General features: G+C 73.3%; 20 protein-coding genes. 8 read left to right on the plus strand and 12 right to left on the minus strand.

Annotated elements, in window-relative coordinates; translation table 11 throughout:
• Positions 1-66: 66 nt before the first annotated feature.
• The 3 genes from AB0L25_RS04785 to AB0L25_RS04795 all read right to left on the minus strand — a co-directional run bounded on the left by AB0L25_RS04785 (position 67) and on the right by AB0L25_RS04795 (position 2,188).
• Positions 67-510, minus strand: coding sequence for a hypothetical protein (locus tag AB0L25_RS04785; protein WP_500168661.1), 444 nt, complete (start codon positions 508-510; stop codon positions 67-69).
• Positions 507-992 (minus strand): helix-turn-helix domain-containing protein, encoded by a 486-nt coding sequence (locus AB0L25_RS04790; RefSeq protein WP_500168663.1) that lies wholly within the window; start codon positions 990-992, stop codon positions 507-509. Before AB0L25_RS04790 ends, AB0L25_RS04785 begins: the two co-directional genes overlap by 4 nt.
• A 260-nt stretch (positions 993-1,252) precedes the next feature.
• Positions 1,253-2,188 carry a neutral zinc metallopeptidase gene (locus AB0L25_RS04795; RefSeq protein WP_500168664.1) on the minus strand — a complete coding sequence of 312 codons (936 nt, stop codon included), beginning with the start codon at positions 2,186-2,188 and terminating at the stop codon, positions 1,253-1,255.
• Between the two features lie 55 nt (positions 2,189-2,243).
• On the opposite strand from AB0L25_RS04795, the gene AB0L25_RS04800 reads away from it, so the two are divergent.
• The 5 genes from AB0L25_RS04800 (at position 2,244) to AB0L25_RS04820 (ending at position 7,149) form a co-directional block, all read left to right on the plus strand.
• Positions 2,244-3,980, plus strand: a complete 1,737-nt coding sequence (locus AB0L25_RS04800; RefSeq protein ID WP_500168666.1) for a DUF2207 domain-containing protein — start codon at positions 2,244-2,246, stop codon at positions 3,978-3,980.
• Positions 3,981-4,052: 72 nt separating this feature from the next.
• Entirely contained in the window at positions 4,053-4,511 is a 459-nt protein-coding gene (locus AB0L25_RS04805) for a hypothetical protein (protein ID WP_500168668.1), read from the plus strand.
• Between the two features lie 195 nt (positions 4,512-4,706).
• The gene (locus AB0L25_RS04810; RefSeq protein WP_500168670.1) at positions 4,707-5,471 is read left to right on the plus strand and encodes a FadR/GntR family transcriptional regulator; all 765 of its coding nucleotides are present in this window, start codon (positions 4,707-4,709) and stop codon (positions 5,469-5,471) included.
• Complete coding sequence (locus AB0L25_RS04815) at positions 5,468-6,706, plus strand: CynX/NimT family MFS transporter (protein ID WP_500168671.1); 1,239 nt, start codon at positions 5,468-5,470, stop codon at positions 6,704-6,706. The genes AB0L25_RS04810 and AB0L25_RS04815 overlap by 4 nt, the downstream gene beginning before the upstream one ends.
• Positions 6,707-6,792: 86 nt before the next feature.
• Entirely contained in the window at positions 6,793-7,149 is a 357-nt protein-coding gene (locus AB0L25_RS04820) for a hypothetical protein (RefSeq protein ID WP_500168673.1), read from the plus strand.
• Here the strand turns inward: AB0L25_RS04820 and AB0L25_RS04825 are convergent.
• Both AB0L25_RS04825 and AB0L25_RS04830 read right to left on the minus strand, forming a co-directional pair.
• Positions 7,121-8,122, minus strand: a complete 1,002-nt coding sequence (locus tag AB0L25_RS04825) for an asparaginase (RefSeq protein ID WP_500168675.1) — start codon at positions 8,120-8,122, stop codon at positions 7,121-7,123. The two genes, AB0L25_RS04820 and AB0L25_RS04825, sit on opposite strands and share 29 nt — an antisense overlap.
• A 17-nt stretch (positions 8,123-8,139) precedes the next feature.
• Positions 8,140-8,967 carry a beta-keto acid cleavage family enzyme gene (locus AB0L25_RS04830; RefSeq protein ID WP_500168677.1) on the minus strand — a complete coding sequence of 276 codons (828 nt, stop codon included), beginning with the start codon at positions 8,965-8,967 and terminating at the stop codon, positions 8,140-8,142.
• 20 nt (positions 8,968-8,987) lie between these two features.
• On the opposite strand from AB0L25_RS04830, the gene dtd reads away from it, so the two are divergent.
• Positions 8,988-9,413, plus strand: coding sequence for a D-aminoacyl-tRNA deacylase (gene dtd / locus AB0L25_RS04835; protein WP_500168679.1), 426 nt, complete (start codon positions 8,988-8,990; stop codon positions 9,411-9,413).
• A 9-nt stretch (positions 9,414-9,422) separates the two neighbouring features.
• On the opposite strand, the gene AB0L25_RS04840 is transcribed toward dtd, so the two are convergent.
• The 4 genes from AB0L25_RS04840 to AB0L25_RS04855 form a co-directional block, all read right to left on the minus strand.
• The gene (locus AB0L25_RS04840; RefSeq protein WP_500168680.1) at positions 9,423-9,935 is read right to left on the minus strand and encodes a hypothetical protein; all 513 of its coding nucleotides are present in this window, start codon (positions 9,933-9,935) and stop codon (positions 9,423-9,425) included.
• A 198-nt stretch (positions 9,936-10,133) separates the two neighbouring features.
• Positions 10,134-11,126: a CAF17-like 4Fe-4S cluster assembly/insertion protein YgfZ gene (gene ygfZ, locus AB0L25_RS04845; protein WP_500168682.1), complete on the minus strand. Its 993-nt coding sequence runs from the start codon at positions 11,124-11,126 to the stop codon at positions 10,134-10,136.
• Positions 11,127-11,147: 21 nt separating this feature from the next.
• The gene (locus tag AB0L25_RS04850) at positions 11,148-11,564 is read right to left on the minus strand and encodes a Fur family transcriptional regulator (protein ID WP_500168684.1); all 417 of its coding nucleotides are present in this window, start codon (positions 11,562-11,564) and stop codon (positions 11,148-11,150) included.
• A 349-nt stretch (positions 11,565-11,913) separates the two neighbouring features.
• Positions 11,914-12,399 (minus strand): heme-binding beta-barrel domain-containing protein, encoded by a 486-nt coding sequence (locus tag AB0L25_RS04855; RefSeq protein ID WP_500168686.1) that lies wholly within the window; start codon positions 12,397-12,399, stop codon positions 11,914-11,916.
• Positions 12,400-12,602: 203 nt separating this feature from the next.
• Here AB0L25_RS04855 and AB0L25_RS04860 point away from each other — a divergent pair, with 203 nt between their 5' ends.
• Entirely contained in the window at positions 12,603-12,965 is a 363-nt protein-coding gene (locus AB0L25_RS04860) for a DsrE family protein (protein WP_500168688.1), read from the plus strand.
• 133 nt (positions 12,966-13,098) lie between these two features.
• The gene (locus AB0L25_RS04865; protein WP_500168690.1) at positions 13,099-14,115 is read left to right on the plus strand and encodes a TerC family protein; all 1,017 of its coding nucleotides are present in this window, start codon (positions 13,099-13,101) and stop codon (positions 14,113-14,115) included.
• Positions 14,116-14,137: 22 nt separating this feature from the next.
• On the opposite strand, the gene AB0L25_RS04870 is transcribed toward AB0L25_RS04865, so the two are convergent.
• The 3 genes from AB0L25_RS04870 to AB0L25_RS04880 all read right to left on the minus strand — a co-directional run bounded on the left by AB0L25_RS04870 (position 14,138) and on the right by AB0L25_RS04880 (position 17,581).
• The gene (locus AB0L25_RS04870; RefSeq protein WP_500168692.1) at positions 14,138-15,493 is read right to left on the minus strand and encodes a purple acid phosphatase family protein; all 1,356 of its coding nucleotides are present in this window, start codon (positions 15,491-15,493) and stop codon (positions 14,138-14,140) included.
• 128 nt (positions 15,494-15,621) lie between these two features.
• A complete protein-coding gene (locus AB0L25_RS04875) occupies positions 15,622-16,341 on the minus strand; it encodes a type 1 glutamine amidotransferase (protein WP_500168694.1) in 720 nt (239 codons plus the stop codon).
• Positions 16,331-17,581: a Mur ligase family protein gene (locus AB0L25_RS04880; protein WP_500168696.1), complete on the minus strand. Its 1,251-nt coding sequence runs from the start codon at positions 17,579-17,581 to the stop codon at positions 16,331-16,333. Before AB0L25_RS04880 ends, AB0L25_RS04875 begins: the two co-directional genes overlap by 11 nt.
• Positions 17,582-17,816: the final 235 nt, after the last annotated feature.

Raw genomic sequence — 17,816 nt, forward strand, 5'->3', positions numbered from 1 at the left:
AGGACGACAGGGCCCGGCCGGGTGTTCCCGGCCGGGCCCGTGCGCGTGCGCCCCCGATCCGTCGGGTCAGGAGCCGGTCTTCTTCGCGGTGCTCTTGCGCTGCGCCGTCGTGCGCTTCGGCGCGGTGCGGGCGGTGCGCGGCTTCGCCTCGGTGATCTCGGCGACCTCGGCGGCCTCGCGGTGGACGACCTTGCGGCCGCGCTCGGCGAGCTCGTCGATGAACTCGGCGGCCCGGCTGCCGAACGTGGTCGCGTACGCGACGGCGGTGCCCGGCAGGTCCTTGGCGTCGACGCGCCCCTGGACCTCGCCGCGGTAGCGCTCCACGGTCTCGCGGAACTGCCCGCCGTAGCGGTACACGGTCTCGCGGACCTCGCCCTGGTACTTCTCCGCGACCTCGCGCGCCCGGGTCATCTGCTCGGGCATCTCGCGGAGCTTCTCCACCGCGAAGTCGCCGGCGCCGGCCACGGTGTAGACGGCCTTGTTGTCTCGAAGATTGCCGGCCAGCGTCATCCGACTTCTTCCTTTCCGTTCTGCTTGTGGACTTCGTGCTCGTCGCCGGCGTCCGCTCCGGCCCCGTCGTCGATCTCGTCGCCGTTTTCGTCGTCGATCTCGTCGTCGGTGCCGTCCCGGACGTCGTCGAGCACTCCGGTGGCTTCGTTCTCCTTCAGGAACGACGCGTAGATGTCCAGAAGGACCTGTTTCTGCCGTTCGGTGAGGAGGAGGTCGGCCCGGACGGCGGCCTGCACATCGGTGTCGGCCTCCCGGTCCTCGAGGATCCCGGCCTGCACGTACAGCGCCTCGGCGGAGATCCGCAGCCCCTTGGCGATCTGCTGCAGGATCTCGGCGCTCGGCTTGCGCAGGCCGCGCTCGATCTGGCTCAGATACGGGTTGGAGATCCCCGAGACGTCCGCGAGCTGGCGCAGCGAGATCTTCGCCCGCGTGCGCTGCTCCCGGATGTACTCCCCGATCGAGCCGACCTTCGAACTCGCCATGTCTCCACCCTGCGTCATGGTGCTTGCAATTGCAAGCAGGCCAGCTAGCACTCATCGCGTGAGTCCGCTCACACGGTCCGTGACGGCATAGTAGACAGAACGGGACGATCCGGCTCAGAGGTTCTGGCCGCGAGGCTGCGGTCCGGACGCGCCCGGCACATGAGTACATGTGCTCATGTGCCACCGGGTAAAGGACCGGACGAACGGTCGCCTCCCGGACGAACGGTCGGCTCCCCGTTCCGGTCGGCTCCCCGTTCCGGTCAGCTCACCTCGGCGGGCGGGACCGTCCAGGTGTTGCAGACGGCGAGTTCGCCGCCCTCGAACCCGGTGACGACCCAGCCCGCGTAGGTGCGGCCGGACCCGTGGTCGCGCTGGGCGGGCGGCAGGTCCTCGTCGCCCCGCCCCCGGACGTCCTCGATCATGGCGACGATCTGGTCGCGGGTCATCGGCAGCGTGCCGCGCTCCGCGCCGAGGAACGCGCCCGCGAAGCACTGCGCCTGCAGCTCGATGCGCCGGCTGGCCTCGGCGCGGCCGAGCGGGTCGGCGTCCTCCATCAGCCGGTTCCCGTACAGGAGGATCCCGGCGAGGTCCTGGACGTGGTGGCCGTACTCGTGCGCGACGACCCGGGCGAACACGGCGAAGTTCGCGAGCGGCTCGTCCCCCGACGTCGCGACGATGTGGTCGACGCCGACGTACATCGTGTTGTTCGCCGGGCAGTAGAACGCGGACGAGCCGGGGCTCGGGTACGTGCCGCACGGGCTGCGCCCGGCGTCCCGCCAGAAGACGCGGTCGGGGACGTCGAACGTCATGCCGGCCTTCGCGAACTGGCGGCCCCACGAGGCGTCGAGGCAGTCGCTCAGGACGTCCATGAACCGGCGCATCGACGCGCCGCCGGGCTCCAGGCGCGGCAGCGCGCAGTTCACGGGGGTCAGCTCGCCCGTCGCGTACAGCCGGTTGTCGGTGGCGGTCTCCCGGTCGACCGCGGCCTCCCGGTACGTGCCCGTGATGGCGCCGATGGGGTCGCGGTCGCCGAAGAGCGAGAACCCGAGGACCGCCAGGACCACGGCCGCCGCGACGCCGCCGACGACGCCCGCGATCGTCCCGTCCGGGGTGCGCCGCGGCGGGCGCCGGGACGGGACGTGACGGTAGGCAGGCCGACGGTACGCCGGTGCTGGTGAGGGGGTGCGACCTGCCATAAGGGAGCATCATCGCACGTTCTTGGTACACCCTTTACCGCTACGATGTGCGGCCATGTCTGCTCTTGCGGCGCTGCGCCGGGTGCGACCTGTCATGGCGGCGTTGACGGCCGCCGCCCTCCTCCCCCTGACGACGGCGGCGCCCGCGGCGGCGGCGCAGCGGGCGGCGGGCGAGCGGGTGCTCAGCGACCGGGTCGTGATGACCGTGGGCAACGGCGTGACCCGCGTGCGGGAGACGATCGTCTACGAGTTCGCGGGCCGGGACGGCTTCGCCCGCGAGTACGTGACGCGTGAGCACGAGAGCGCGACCCGCGACCGCGTGTACCGGATGGCGAACGTGCGGGCGTCCAGTCCGGACGGCGGCCCGACGCGGGTCACCGCGACGAGCGAGGGCACCCGGACGACCGTCGAGGTGCGCGGGACGCAGGACCTGACGGGCCGCCGCACGGTCGTCCTCGAGTACGAGCTGCGGGGCGCGATCACCCGGATGGGCGCGGCGGACGAGCTGTGGTGGCCGGTGGCCGGGGGGTTCGACGTCCCGGTGGAGACGGCGAGCGCGACCGTCGACGGCGGCACGATGATCCGCAACGTGAACTGCTTCGCGGGCCCGATCGGCAGCACGGTCGGCTGCACGCAGTTCTACATGAACCACGCGCACACGCAGGGGATCTACAGCCAGGAGAAGATGCTCCCCGGCGAGTACCTGACGGTCGTCGCGGGCTTCCCGGCCGGGACGACCGGCGGGCGCGCGCTCTACGAGCGGCGGCAGACGGTCGCGACGGCGTTCTCGGTCAACGCGGTGACCGCGTCGGCGCTGGCCGGGCTGCTGGTGCTGCTCGGCGGCGGCGTCGCGATCCTGTACATGCTGCGCGGGCGGGACGCGCGGGTCGTCGGGAAGCGGGCCGCCGAGGGCGACCACGCGCCGGTGGCGGGCGCCGAGTTCGAGCCGCCGGACGGCGTCCGGCCGGGGCAGATCGGCACGCTGATCGACGAGCAGGCCGACGTGATCGACGTGACCGCGACGATCGTGGACCTCGCCGTCCGCGGCTACCTGCTGATCGAGGAGGAGGACCGGGCGGTCACCGGCCGGCTCGACTGGACGCTGCGCCGCCTCGACCGTCCGGTGGTCGACCTGCTGCCGTACGAGCGGATCCTGCTGGACGCCCTGCTCACCGCCCCGGACGGGACGGCGCGCGACGCCGTGAAACTGTCGGAGCTCGGCGGGACGTTCGCGACGAAGCTCGCGCAGGTGCGGGCGGCGATGTACGACGACGTCGTGCGGCAGGGCTGGTTCGCGCGGCGCCCCGACACGGTGCGGTCGCGGTGGACGGTCGCGGGGCTGGCGCTGACCGTCCTCGGCGTCGCCGGGACCGTCGCGCTGGCGCTGACGACGGAGTGGGCGCTCGCCGGGCTCGCGGTGATCATCGCGGGGGCGGCGCTGGCGTACGGCGGCCAGTACATGCCCGCGAAGACGGCGCGCGGTTCGACCGTCCTCGCGCACACCATCGGGTTCCGGGAGTACCTGGAGCGCGGGGAGCTGCCGGACGGCGCCGACCTCGCGTCGCGGCAGCGGATCGCGCTGTTCTCCCGGTTCCTCCCGTACGCGGTCGTGTTCGACGTCGTCGAGCGGTGGGCCGGGACGGTCGAGGACGCGGGCGAGCGGGCCGAGGGCGCCGACAACCTGTACTGGTACGAGGGCCCGGCCGAGTGGGACCTGTCGAAGTTCGCGGAGTCGATGCGGACGTTCACCCTCGCCACCTCGGGCTCCATCTCCCAGTCGCGGGGCATGTGACGCGGGTCGCGGTTGAATCGCCGTCGGCGGGTATGTGCGGGGCGAGCCGCCGACACAGGAGGTGACGCCCCCGTGTTCCCGCCGCCGACCGGAGCGACGTACAGCCCCCTCCTGTTCATCGTGCCGATCCTGGTGCTGCTGTCGGTCCTGTTCTGGATCGGCCTCACGATCGCGGCGTCGCGGATGCGGATCCGCTCGCGCGGCCGGGAGGACGGCTTGTCGCACCGCGGCGGGCCGGTGATGGGCGGCGTCATCCAGGGCAGCCCGGCGCAGCGCTCCCGGCGCGACCGGGCGATGACCGAGGGCGAGCGGCGCGCCGCGGCGTACCGGGCGGAGCTCGAACGGCAGCGCGAGGCCGAGCTCGCCGCCGAGCGGGCCCGCGTCGAGGAGGCCCGGTTCACGGCGAAGGAGCCGGTCGCGATGGCGTCCGGCGGGCGCGCCGTGATCGGCCGCGCGGCCCGCGCCCTGTCCGCCCGAACCCGCCCCCGACTCCGAACCGGCCGGACGGGCCGAAACCGCTCGTCCCGCTGACACAGCGCCCACCGACACAACGCCCGCCGGGCTGCGAACACCCCGTCACATTCCCCGGTCCGGCGGGCGTTGTCCCCTTCGTCCCGCCGCCGAGGCCCCCGCGGTGGCCGTTCCGACCCCTCCGGACGGCCATCGCGGGACCTTTGTAAGATGTCTGACGTCTGTCCGGTATGTGATTGTTCGTCAGGAGATCTGGTGGCGCTGAGTCCGGTTCCCGGCGGGTCGACCGTCGACGCCGTCCTGAACCAGTTGCAGGCGGAGGTGAGCGGCGGGGCGTGGCCGATCGGCGGCCGGATCCCGGCCGAGACCGACCTCGCGGCGCAGCTCGGGGTGAGCCGTCCGGCGGTGCGGGAGGCGATCCGGGCGCTGTCGCACGTGGGCGTGCTGGAGGTGCGGCGCGGCGACGGCACGTACGTCCGCAGCAGCGCCGACCCGCGCCCGCTGCTGCGCCGGGTGTCGCGGGCGACGGCGCGGGACGTCTTCGAGGTGCAGCTCGCCTACGACGTGCAGGCCGCGCGGCTGGCGGCGCGCCGCCGGACGGACGCGGACCTGGCGCGGCTCGCGGAGCTGCTCGCGGCGCGCGACGCCGCGACGGAGGCGGCCGAGTTCGGCGCGGCCGACGCGCGGTTCCATCTCGGCGTCGCGGAGGCGAGCCGCAACCCGGTGCTGATCGAGGCGATGCGGTTCTTCATCCAGCACCTCGGCGAGGCGATGCGGACGGTGCGGCTCGACCACGAGGTCCCCGAGGCGAGCCCGGAGGCGCACCGGGCGGTGCTGGACGCGGTCGCGGCGCGGGACGGCGACGCCGCGGCGCGCGCGGCCGCCGCGGTCGTCGAGCCGACGCTGGCCGTCCTCGACGGCCTCATCGCCGACGAAGCCCGCACGAACACCGGCACCGGCACCGGCACCGGCACCGGCACCGGCACCGACGCCCGTACCGACGCCGCGGACGACCGGTGAGCGCGGCTCGCGCGTCCCGCGTCGGGGCGGTCGTGCTGATCGTCCTGGTCGCGCTGAACCTGCGGCCGGCGATCGCGGCGGTCGGGCCGGTGCTCACCGAGATCCAGGACGCGTTCGGCCTGTCGGGGACGGCGGCGGGCGCGCTGACCACGCTGCCGCTGGCGTTCTTCGGCTCCTACGGGCTGGTCGCGCCGTTCCTGCGGCGCGCGCCGCGCAGCGAGACGCTGCTGGTGGCGTCGATGGCGCTGCTGGTCGTGGGGCTGGTGCTGCGCCTGGTGGACGCCCCGTTCCCGCTGTTCGCGGGGTCGCTGGTGGCGGGGATGGCGATCAGCATCGGCAACATCGCGATGCCGGCGATCATCAAGCGCGACCATCCGGAGTCGCTGACGACGGTGACGGCGATCTACACGGTGGCGATGTCGGGCGGCGCGGCGGTGGCGGCGGGCCTGGCGGTCCCGGTGGAGAACGCGTTCGACGCGTCGTGGCGGCTGCCGCTGGGGCTGCTGGCGATCCCGACGGCGGTGGCGGGGCTGATCTGGCTGCCGCGCGCGGTCGGGGCGGCGCGCGCGGCCCGCGCGGCACCGGCCGTCCCGGCGGCGCGGGGCGTCGCGGGGCTGGTGTGGCGGTCGCCGCTGTCGTGGAGTGTGACGGCGTTCATGGGCCTGCAGTCGCTGCTGGCGTACGTGACGCTGGGATGGCTGGCGACGATCTGGCAGGACCGCGGGATGAGCGAGGCGGGCGCCGGGTACGCGCTGGCGGTGACGTCGGGCGTGCAGGCGGTGTCGTCGCTGCTGGTGCCGGTGCTGGCGCGGCGGACGCGCGACCAGCGGCCGCTCGTGCTGCTGATCGTCGTGCTGACCGCGGCGGGCTTCGCGGGCGCGACGTGGGCCCCGATCGGGACGGTCTGGGTGTGGACGGTCGTCCTGGGCGTCGGCCAGGGCATCGGGTTCCCGACGGCGCTGTCGTTCATCGGGCTCCGCTCGCACGACGCGTCCGTCGCGGCGCAGCTGTCGGGGATGGCGCAGGGCCTCGGGTACGTGCTGGCGGCGCTGGGGCCGCTCGGGGTGGGCGCGCTGCACGACGCCACCGGTGGCTGGACCGTTCCGATGCTCGGCGTGCTGGTGGCGACGGCGGCGCTGCTGGTCCCGGGCCTGATCGCGGGACGGAACCGGACGATCGGCGCCCCGGCCGCCGAGGACGAGGCGGCGGCCGCCGCGGCGGCGGCCCTCAAGTAGCCGCACCCCAAAAACACCCAAAATTGACCTCAAACGCCACATTTCCACCTCCCCGCCGGGCACCACACCGGCAGGGAGGTGGAACGATGTTCGCGACCATCGCGGCCTACGCGACGCCCGGCCACATCCTGATGTGGTTCATCCCGGTCTTCGGCGTGCTGGGCCTGGTGACCTGGCTGTACCTGACGATCGCGTCCTCGTCCAGGAAGATCCACCCGGAGCGGCGCAACGACCAGGACAATCACCGCGGCATGGAGCAGGGCGGCACCTACACCTACCGGCCCGGCATGTTCTCGCACAGCTACCCGCCGGAGAAGTCGGTGCAGTTCGAGGAGTTCCGCCACGACAACCCGCAGCCGGGACGCGAGCCGAAGGTCCCGCCGGAGGAACGCGACTACGACCGGCCGACGGCGTCTAGAACGCGCCAGGGGCCGGGCGGATGACGCCCGCGTCGCCGTCCCCGCCGCGCAGCCGCTCCGTCGCCAGCTCCTCCAGCGCGTCCGCGTCGGTGGCCTCCGGCAGGCCCCCCGCGGGCGCGCCCGCGGAGTCCTCGCCGCCGCCCGGCGCGCTCCCCGCGAGGGCGCGCAGCAGGGCGACGGTCACCGGCGTCCGGGCCCGCATCGCCCCGTCGTCGATCTTGACGGCGCCGGCCCGGCCGTCGGCGAGCGCGAACGCGTCCACGCCCTCCGCACCGCACTTGACCAGCAGTCCCGGGACGGCGTCCATCAGCCGGCGCTCCTCCCGCGCCGTCCCCGACGTCCACTGCGGGTGCGTCCGCATCGCGTCCGCGACGAGGCCCTCGGGGGCGTCCGGCGCGGCCAGCACGAGCGCCCGGTAGGAGCGCGCGACGCCCAGCGTGGAGATCGCGAACAGCGGCGCCCCGCACCCGTCGACCCCGACCGCCGCGACCGGCTCGCCCGCCAGCTCCTCCACGACCTCCCGCACGGCGGCCTGCAGCGGATGCTCCGGATCCAGGTACGACGCCGTCGGCCAGCCCGCGGCGACGCACGTCGCGAGCATCGCCGCGTGCTTGCCGGAGCAGTTCATCCGGACCCGGGACGGCTCCGCGCACGACCGCGCGGCGGCCGGGTCGATCGGCCACGACTCGGGGCAGCGCAGGTCGTCCGCCGTGAGGCCCGCGCCCGCAAGGATCTTCTCGACGCCCTCGACGTGGAAGTCCTCCCCCGAGTGGCTCCCGGCGGCGACCGCCAGCAGCTCCCCCTCCAGTTCGAGCCCGGACCGCAGCATCGCGACGGCCTGCAGCGGCTTGTTCGCGGAGCGCGGGAAGATCGGCTCCTCGACCGACCCGGCGCGCACGGCCTGCGTCCCGTCCACCGCGAGCCCGACCGCGGCGCCGCGATGCCGCGACTCCACGAACCCGGAACGTTCCACCTCGACCAGCACCGGATTGATCATGACCCCATCATGCCCGGTCAACGCGGTTTGATCCCCAGCAGCGCGCGGGCGTCCGGAGCGGCCAGCGGGGGCCGCTGCGCGAGCGTCGCGGCGGCCGCCGCCCGCTCGACGAGCTGGACGTTCGCCGTCACCGGCGTTCCCTTCGCGAGGGTGAGCGTGTCCTCCATCCCGACGCGCAGGTGCCCGCCCGCCGCCAGCGCCGCGAACATCACCGGCAGCGACGTCCGCCCCACGCCGGTCGCCGACCAGGTGGCGCCGTCCGGGAGCGCCTCGACGGCGGCGACGAGCGTCCGCGCGTCCCCCGGCATCCCGCCGGGCACGCCCATCACGAGGTCGCAGTGGACGTGACCGCCGTACGGCGGTCCGTGCTTGTCCAGGAGACGATGCAGCGCGGCGATGTGGCCGAGGTCGAACAGCTCGAACTCGGGCACGACCCCCAATTCCTGGGTCCGCCGGTAAAGCTCCACCATGAACGGCCACGGGTTCATGAACACGTCGTCGCCGAAGTTGACCGTCCCGCAGGTGAGCGAGCACATGTCGGGTCCGGCGTCCAGGACGGCCAGCCGGTCCTCGTACGGGTCGGTCACCGCCCCGCCCGTCGACAGCTGCACGATCAGTCCCGTGCTCTCCCGCAGCGCCCGCACCGTGTCCCGCAACCGGGACGGGTCGAGCGTCGGCCGCGCGTCGTCGTCGCGGATGTGCACGTGGACGATCGCCGCCCCCGCCGCCTCGCACTCCTCGGCCGTCCGGACCAGTTCCTCCAGGGTGACGGGCAGGGCCGGGACGTCCGCCTTCGCGGACTCCGCGCCCGTGGGCGCCACCGTGATGAGCGTCGTTGCTCCCATACGCGGCAGAATGCATCGTCATGAGGGCAGTAGTCCAGCGGGTGAGCAGCGCGAGCGTGACCGTCGCCGACCGGATCGTCGGCGCGATCGACGGCCCGGGCCTGATGGTCCTGGTCGGCGTCACGCACGACGACGACGAGGCGAAGGCCCGCAAGATGGCCGCGAAGCTGTGGGGGCTGCGCGTCCTGCAGGACGAGAAGTCGTGCTCGGACGTCGGCGCGCCGCTGCTCGTCGTCAGCCAGTTCACCCTCTACGGCGACGCCCGCAAGGGCCGCCGCCCGAGCTGGACGGCCGCCGCGCCGGGGCCGGTCGCCGAACCGCTGGTCGACGCGGTCGTCGCCGAGCTGCGCGCGCTCGGCGCGAAGGTCGAGACGGGCGAGTTCGGCGCGGACATGAAGGTCGCGCTCGTCAACGACGGCCCCATCACGCTGGTCCTCGAGATGTGACCCGGCGCGTCAGCGGAAGCCCTGGACGATCGCCGCGACGGCCACGACCGTCCCGGCGGCCGCGAGGAGGAGCAGGACGCGGTCGGCGACGTTGAGCCGCCCGCGCACGTCCCCCGACACCACGACCACGCCGGTGCCGTCGTGCACGTCGTGGCGCTCCCCGCCGTTCCCCGGCCGGCGCCGCCGCCCGGCGAGGCGCCGCAGGGCGGCGTTCTTGATCCGCTGGTGCTCGGGCCCGCACGCGAACAGGCGTCCCCGGGCGCGCTCGGCGCACGCGTGGCCCTGCGGGGTCAGCATCCGGCACAGCGTCGGGACGAACGCGAACTGGTACAGGCACCAGGCGAGCAGGGCCAGCAGCGCCACCCGCCACGACCCCAGCCACAGGGCGGCGACGAGGATCGCGGCGAACCCCGCCCACCAGACCAGCGCGGACTCCCGGCGCGGGCGCCGCCGGGCACCGCCCTTCCGGGCGGCCTGCGGCCGCGGCTCGGAGGGACGCTCGCCGCCGGAGTTCGCGACCATCGGCAGGAACCGCCTTTCACCGGGGCCGGCCGGTCAGAATCATGCAAGTCCGACGATATGGCGAACCGCCCCGGCGCGTTAGCCCCTGCCCCGTCCGTGATCGGCAGTCTTGATCGGCGGTCGCGAGCGGCGCGCTTGAACGGCGCCCGGGGTCAATCCCGGTGATCGACGCCGGTGAACGGCGTCCGGGGGCGGGTGTCAGCGGGCGGCGGGGCGGCGGCGCAGGTCGATCTGGGCGTTGGCCCCCGTGTCGGGCGACACGACGATCTCCTGGGCGGCGGCGACGCCGCCCGCGAGCAGCTCCGCGTCCACCGGGACGTTGCGCTTCACGGTCGCGAGCGCGATCGGCCCCAGCTCGTGGTGCCGCGCCGCCGACCCGACGAACCCGATCTGCCGTCCGCCCGGGATCTCGACCGGGTCGCCGTGCGCCGGGAGCCGGTCGACGCTGCCGTCCAGGTGCAGGAACACCAGGCGGCGCGGCGGACGCCCCAGGTTGTGCACGCGCGCGACCGTCTCCTGCCCCCGGTAGCAGCCCTTCTCCAGGTGGACGGCCGTCTCGACGAGCCCCGCCTCGTGCGGGATCGTCCGGTGGTCGGTGTCGAGCCCGAAGCGGGGCCGGTGCTCGGCGATCCGCAGCGCCTCGTACGCCCAGATTCCCGCGGGCCGCAGGTCGGCGGGGAAGCCGCCGGCGCGGGGGACGATGCGCGTCGTCGTCCCGGCCACGTCGGGCCACGACGGGACGTCCGCGGACGGCGCGGCGCCGGACGGGCCGGTCACGACCATGTACGCATCGGACACGTCGGCGACCTCGACGCGCAGCATGAACCGCATCCGGTCGAGGAACTCCACGAGGGACGGCGCCGTGCCCGGCTCGACGTGCGCCCAGACGGCCTCGCCGTCGTCCACGAGGAACAGGTGGTGCTCGACGTGCCCGTTCGGGCTGAGCAGCAGCGCCTCGGTCGGCTCGTGCGGCTTGAGCGCCTCGAGGTGCTGGCTGAGCAGGCTGTGCAGCCAGCTCAGCCGGTCGGGCCCGGAGACCCGCACCACGCCCCGGTTGCTCCGGTCGACGAACGCGGCGCCCGCCGCGAGCGCGCGTTGCTCCTGCGCGGGCTCCCCGTAGTGCGCGGCGACGCCCCCGTCGGGGGTGTCGGCGGCGACGGCTCCGGGCGACTGCAGCAGCGGGCTCTCCATGGCCCCCACACTATGCGGCGGTCAGCCGCTCCGGCACTCCTTGCACCGCCCGTAGACGGTGAGGTGGTGCACGTCCGTCTCGAACCCCTGGTCGCGCTCCAGCAGCGCCGCGAGCCCCTCCGCCACCGCCGGGTCGACGTCCTCGACGGTGTGGCAGCCCCGGCAGACCAGGTGGATGTGCTCGGCCTCCGCCGCCAGGTGGTAGTTCGGCGGCCCGTGCCCGAGGTGCGCGTGCTTGACGAGCCCGAGCTCCTCCAGCAGCTCCAGCGTCCGGTACACCGTCGAGATGTTCACGCCGCGCGCGGTGCGCTGCACCTCGGTGCAGATCTCCTCGGGCGTCCCGTGCTCCAGGCTGGTGACCGCCTCCAGCACGAGCTGGCGCTGCGGGGTGACCCGATACCCCTTCGCCCGCAGCTCCTCCTGCCACGACTCAGCCATACCGCGCTCCATCGTGCGCTCCGTGCCGCGCTCCGCCATGACCCGAGTGTATGCCGCTTGACGACGTCGAGAATTCGTTTGCCCCGCGCCCGAGCCGTCGCATACGTTCGAGGCACGCGTGAAAGGAGGTGGTCCAAGCAATGGTTTGCAGTGGGACTCGCGAGGTGACTGTCCGCTAGTCGCCGTTCCGCCTCGGCGCCGCCGCTCCGGCGGCGGCAACCGGTCGCGACGGTGACCGGCGAATACCAGGCAGTTACCCGATCCCCGGACCGATGGACCCGTCCTGTCCATCACCCGCCCGAGCGGGAAGGTCCGGGGATCGTTCCCTTTCCGGGGTCGGTCCCCCGGGTCAGCCGACCTTCTTGAGCTGCGCCGACACGTGCGCCTGCAGCTTCTGCCCGACGGCCGCCATGTCGTACGCCCAGCCCAGGTCCTCGCCGATCAGCCCGTACAGCCGGTGCCCGGCCGTGACCTCCTTGGCCGACTCGGTGCGCGCGACGACGTCGGTCTGCAGCTCCACCCGGCTGAACGCGACGTTGCCGACGTAGATCTCGACGATGCCCGTCGGGTGCGCCAGCGTCACCTCGACCTGGTGGTCGGGCAGCGGCCGCCAGTAGCCCGTCTCCGTCGCCAGCGGACGCCCGAGCGTCCCGTCCTTCTCGATCATCCACGTCCGGCTGGTGTAGATCAGGAAGGGCTTGCCGTTGTGGGTGAAGGACATCTCCTGACCGAAGTTGAACTCCTCGATCGTCGGGTAGCCTCCGACGCCGGCGCCCTCCCAGGTGCCGAGGAGGAACTTCAGCGGCTCAAGGTCGGGGTGCAGCTCAGGCTCCATGGCAACCGAGCGTAGCGCGCTACCGGAGCCGCCCGAGCCGCACCACGAGCAGGACCGCGACCACCGCCACCAGCCCCAGCACGCCCACCAGAACACTCGCGTTCACCACGCCGCCCACGGCACCTCCCACGCCCGCCGGTCGGACGACTATACGGCCCCGGCGGTCCGCGCCCGGGGACGCCGCGCTCTATAGAGTTGCCCGCATGGCACGTCCTCTGGTGATCAAGGTGACGGCGGGGGCGGACGCCCCGGAGCGCTGCAACCAGGCGTTCACGGTCGCCGCGGCCGCCGCGGCGAGCGGCGTCCCGGTGTCGCTCTGGCTGACCGGCGAGTCCGCGTGGTTCGCGCTCCCCGACCGGGCCGCAGAGTTCGAGCTGCCGCACGCCACCCCGCTCGACGACCTGCTGGCCGTCGTCCTGTCCGCGGGGCGCGTGACGCTCTGCACGCAGTGCGCCGCCCGCCGCGGCATCGGCCCGGACGACGTCCTCCCCGGCGTCCGCATCGCCGGGGCGCCCACGTTCGTCGAGGAGATCACCACGGACGGCGTCCAGGCCATCGTGTACTGACGCCTCGTGAACGGGGGCCGTGAACGGGGGCCGTGAACGGAGATGCAGAGCACCCTGCTCAGGCCGTTCCGGTTGATCGGCACGGAAACGGTTATGAGTCTGCCGACGCCCCGACCACAGGAGAACCGTCGACATGGTGGACATCCCCACATGGGCCTGGATCGCCACGATCGCCCTGATCCTCGCGCTGTTCGTCCTCGACTTCGTCGTCGCGGTGCGCAAGCCGCACGCCGTCCACATCCGCGAGGCGACCTTCTGGTCGGTCTTCTACATCGCGGTCGCGCTGCTGTTCGGCCTGGCCGTGTGGATGCTCGTCGGGCACCAGGCGGGGACCGAGTACTTCGCGGGCTACATCGTCGAGAAGAGCCTGTCGGTCGACAACCTCTTCGTCTTCGTGATCATCATGACGAAGTTCGCCGTCCCCGCCGAGTACCAGCAGAAGGTGCTGCTGTTCGGCATCGCGGCGGCGCTGGTGCTGCGCGCGATCCTCATCATGATCGGCGCCGCGTTCATCAACCTGTTCTCGTTCACGTTCCTGATCTTCGGGCTGATCCTGATCTGGACGGCCGTGCAGCTGATCCGCAACCGCAACGAGGAGCCCGACGTCGAGGACTCCTTCGTCGTCCGCCGGGCCCGCAAGATCATGCCGATGACCACCGACTTCCACGGCGGCCGGATGCTCGCGCACGAGAACGGGCAGCGCGTGATGACCCCGCTGCTGCTGGTGTTCGTCGCCGTCGGCAGCACCGACCTGCTGTTCGCCCTCGACTCGATCCCGGCGGTGTACGGCGTCACCAAGTCCGCGTTCATCGTCTTCTCCGCGAACGCGTTCGCGCTCCTCGGCCTCCGCGCGCTGTACTTCCTGATCGAGGGCCTGCTGGAACGCCTCGTCTACCTGTCCATCGGCCTGTCGGCGATCCTCGCGTTCATCGGCGTGAAGCTGATCCTGCAGTTCCTGCACGAGGACGTGTCGCACTCCATCCCGCACATCGCGACCCCGATCTCCCTCGGCGTGATCCTCGCCATCCTCGTCGTCACGACCGTCGCCAGCCTGGTCCGGGTCAAGGGGCACCCCGAGGAGAAGGCCAAGCCCGGGGCGCTCCGCAAGACCCGCAAGCGCGAGGAGGAGCCCTCCGAGTCGCGCCCCTGACCCGGACGACTCGACGGACGACTCAGGCGAACGGGGCGGACGAGTTCCGGTCGGTGACGCGGTCGCCGAGCGACAGCTGCGGCCACAGGCCCGCGAGCTCCTGCCGGGACCGCTCCGACCAGGCCCGCGCCTCGTCCGTCCGCGTCTTGTAGAAGTTGACCGCGTGGCCCCCGGTGTGGACGCGCAGGAGCGCGAAACCCCCCGGGTACTCCTTCACCGCGCCGACCTCCTGGTGGACGACCCGCGGCGCGAGCGGGAACACCGACCGGTGGTTGCGGTGCGTGTGCCCCGCGTGGTGCAGGAAGACGCCGGGCGCGCGGTTGTACGCGGCGAGGATCCGCAGGGACTGGACGGGGTCGAGCGATCGTCCCCCGGTGGCGGCGAGCGGCGAGTGCTCCTCGAAGAGCGGATGGTGGCCGACGACGAGCGTGGGCCGGTCGGGGTCCGCGCGCAGTTCCGCCTCGAACCAGGCGAGCTGCGCGGGCGACAGGCCGCCCGCGTCGCCGCCGTCGCCCGGCTTGTCGTAGGTGTCGAGGGCGATGACGCGCAGGCCCGGCAGGTCGCGGGCGAAGTACGTGCGGCCGTCCGGGAAGAAGGCGTCCTTGAAGTGGTCGGTCTCGTGCGGCCGGTCGTGGTTGCCGCGGGTGACGAGGTAGTCACGGCCGTACGCGCCGAACCCGTCCAGGAGGGACTTCACCCGGCCGACGTCCGCGCGTCCGGCCTCGGCGGTCAGGTCGCCGTTCGCGATGATCAGCGACGCGCCGCGGGCGCGGGCGTCCGCGACGAGGGCACGCGCCATGACCTCCGGGTAGGGCGGGCGGCCGGGCTCCTGCTCGATGCCCTTGATCCACGGCAGGCCGCCGACGAGGCCCGCGACGGTCTCGCCGACGTGCAGGTCGTTGCACAGCGCGATGGTCGCCACGTGGCGTCCCGGCGGCGGGGCCGGGGTGGTGAACGCGAAGACGTCCCCGTGCGGCGTCCCGGCGGCCCGCCCCGCCGCGAGCCACGTCGGTTCGGCGTCCCGCCCGGACGAGCGCGCCCGGTAGTAGTACGTGCGGTTCGGCTCCAGCCCGGTGAGCTCCACATGGTGGTACGGGGTGCCGGACGGTCCGTGCGCCGTCCGGGTGAGCCGCGACGGGTGCGTGCCGTACCGCACCTCGGCGTCGGCCGGGGCGGGGCGCATCCGCCCGAGCCCGTCGTCCGTCCCGGCCTCGCCGGTGTACCAGGTGAGGACGGCCGTGGACTCGGTGACGGTGACGAGTTCGAGGTTCACCGGACGGACCGCGGCGGCGGAGGCGCGCGTGCTGCGGGCGAGCACGGCGGCCCCGGCCGCCGCGGCCGTCCCGAGGACGAGGGAACGGCGCGCGAGATCGACCATGACCGCCACGGTCACAGGGCCCGGCGCGGCGCGCCAGGCCCAATGATCGTTCGCCGCCGCGGATTCACCCCCGCGCGACCCGGCGTTCGCCGGGCGGGCGGTCAAGCACGGGCGCCGGGCGCGGACGGTCAGGCGCCGGCGTTCATGACGGCGTTCAGCCGCTCCTCGCGGAGACGGCCCGCCCACGAGTCGTCCAGCGGCTGGAGCTGCCGGCCGACCGCCCAGGTGAGCAGCAGGTCGGCCAGGCCCGGGTTGCGGACGAGCGCCGGGCCGTGCATGTACGTGCCGAGGACCCGCCCGGTGTAGGCGCCCTCGTACCCGTCGCCGTTGCCGACGCCGTGCACGACCTGCGCGAACGGGCGGGCGTTCGGGCCGAGGCGGGTGACGCCCTGATGGTTCTCGAAGCCGGTGATGCGCGGCACGTTCAGCTCCGCCGCGACGTCCCCGACGATCTCGCCGACGGCCCGCTGCTCGCCGCGTCCCGACGTGATGTCGAGCAGGCCGAGGCCGGGCAGCTGCTGCCCCTCGTCGCCGCCGAACTCGCGGCCGAGGATCTGGTACCCGGCGCAGACGCCGAACACCACCGCGCCCGACTGGACGGCGCGGGCGAGACCCCCGTCGTTGCCGAGGCGCTGCGCGGCGAGGATCTGCGGCCGGTCCTCGCCGCCGCCGAGCAGGTAGATGTCGCCGTCGGCGGGGACGGGCTCGTCCGAGCGCAGGCTGACGGTCTCGGTCGGGATCCCGCGCAGCGCCGCGCGGCGCTCCAGGACGATCGTGTTGCCCTGGTCGCCGTAGGTGCTGAGCAGGTCCGGGTAGATCCAGACGATCTTGATGCGGTCAGACGACACGGCCGTACCTCGTTCGGATGCTCTGGAAGGCGGTGTAGTTGGCGATCACGTCGAGGTGCCCGGGCGGCACCGCCATGACCGCCTGGTCGATGTCGTCGATGACGGTGAACGACACGTCGGCGGCCTCGAGCCGCGCCGCGAGGTCGATGCGCCGCTCGCCCGTCACCCACACGGGACGCCCCCGCAGGATGCGGTAGTCGACGTCCCACAGCCAGGACGTGTCGCGCCCGTCCGGACCCTGCGCGTTGATCGACAGCGCGACCGGGCCGGGCGGCGGCTGCAGGACGTCGAACGCCTCCAGCCAGCCCGCGGGGTTCTTCGACAGCAGCAGCCGGATGCTGCGGCCCTGGTGCTCGACCGTCGTGTACCGGCCCGCGACCGACGTGACCTGCGACAGCAGCGGCAGCGCCTGCTCGGGCGGGACGCCGAACTGCGCGACGACCGCGGCCGCGATGAGCGCGTTCGACCGGTTCGCCCGGCCCGGCAGCGACAGTCCCGACAGGGAGTACGCGCGCCCGTCCGGCGCCGTGATCGTGTCGCCCTTGAGCGTCCAGTCGGGACGCGGACGGCGGAAGTGGCACTGGCGGCAGGCCCAGTCGCTGTCCTCGTCGGTGTCCTGCCGGTCGAGGGGACCGCCGCACTCGGGGCAGCACCACGAGTCCTCGCGCCAGTGCTGGCCCGCCGCGACCCACGTCACGGACTTCGCGCTCGACGCGCCCCAGGTGACCAGCGGGTCGTCGCAGTTCGCGATGACGTGGCTCTGCGGGGCCGCCTCCAGCGCCTTGCGCCACTTGCCGGCCAGCAGCCAGATCTCCGCGGCACGGTCCATCTGGTCGCGGCTCAGGTTCATCAGCGCGACGACGTTCGCCCCGGTCTCCCGCAGGACCATCGGGACGTACTTCTCGTCGCACTCCAGCACGCCGTACCGGGCGGTCGGCGCGGACGCGAGCGCGGACACGTGCCCGGTGGGCATGTTCGCGCCGAACGCGTTGGTGGCGACCTCCCCCAGCGGCGTCATCGCCGAGGTGATCAGCCGGGTCGTCGTCGTCTTGCCGTTGGTCGCGCTGACGAGGACGAGCTTGCGGTCCCGGGCGAGCCTGGTCAGCAGCTCGGGGTCGAGCCGGAGGCCGATCCGCCCTCCGATCACCGAGCCGTCCCCGCGGCCCGCCATCCGGGACATCTTCGCGGCCGTGCGGCCGAGCGCGACGGCCAGCTGCGAACGCAGCGGAAGATCGCTCATTGGCTCCGTTTTCTCTGGATGCGCCGGGGAAACCGTCTTCCGAGCCTAGCCGCTGCACGTACCGCTCGCGGCGCGCCCGTCCCGCTTCGCCGGGGAACGCCTCACGGGCCCCGGAGCGGTGATGTGAGCAGCATCATAACTTTCGGCGTAAACCGGCTCGGGCAATCTTGACCCGTAGCGAGATGTCGTGATTCTGTGCGAGCCCCGACGTGCGGTGAGCCAGATTCCCAACCAG

The sequence above is a fragment of the Spirillospora sp. NPDC052242 genome (assembly GCF_040679555.1).
Taxonomy (GTDB): Bacteria; Actinomycetota; Actinomycetes; order Streptosporangiales; family Streptosporangiaceae; genus Spirillospora.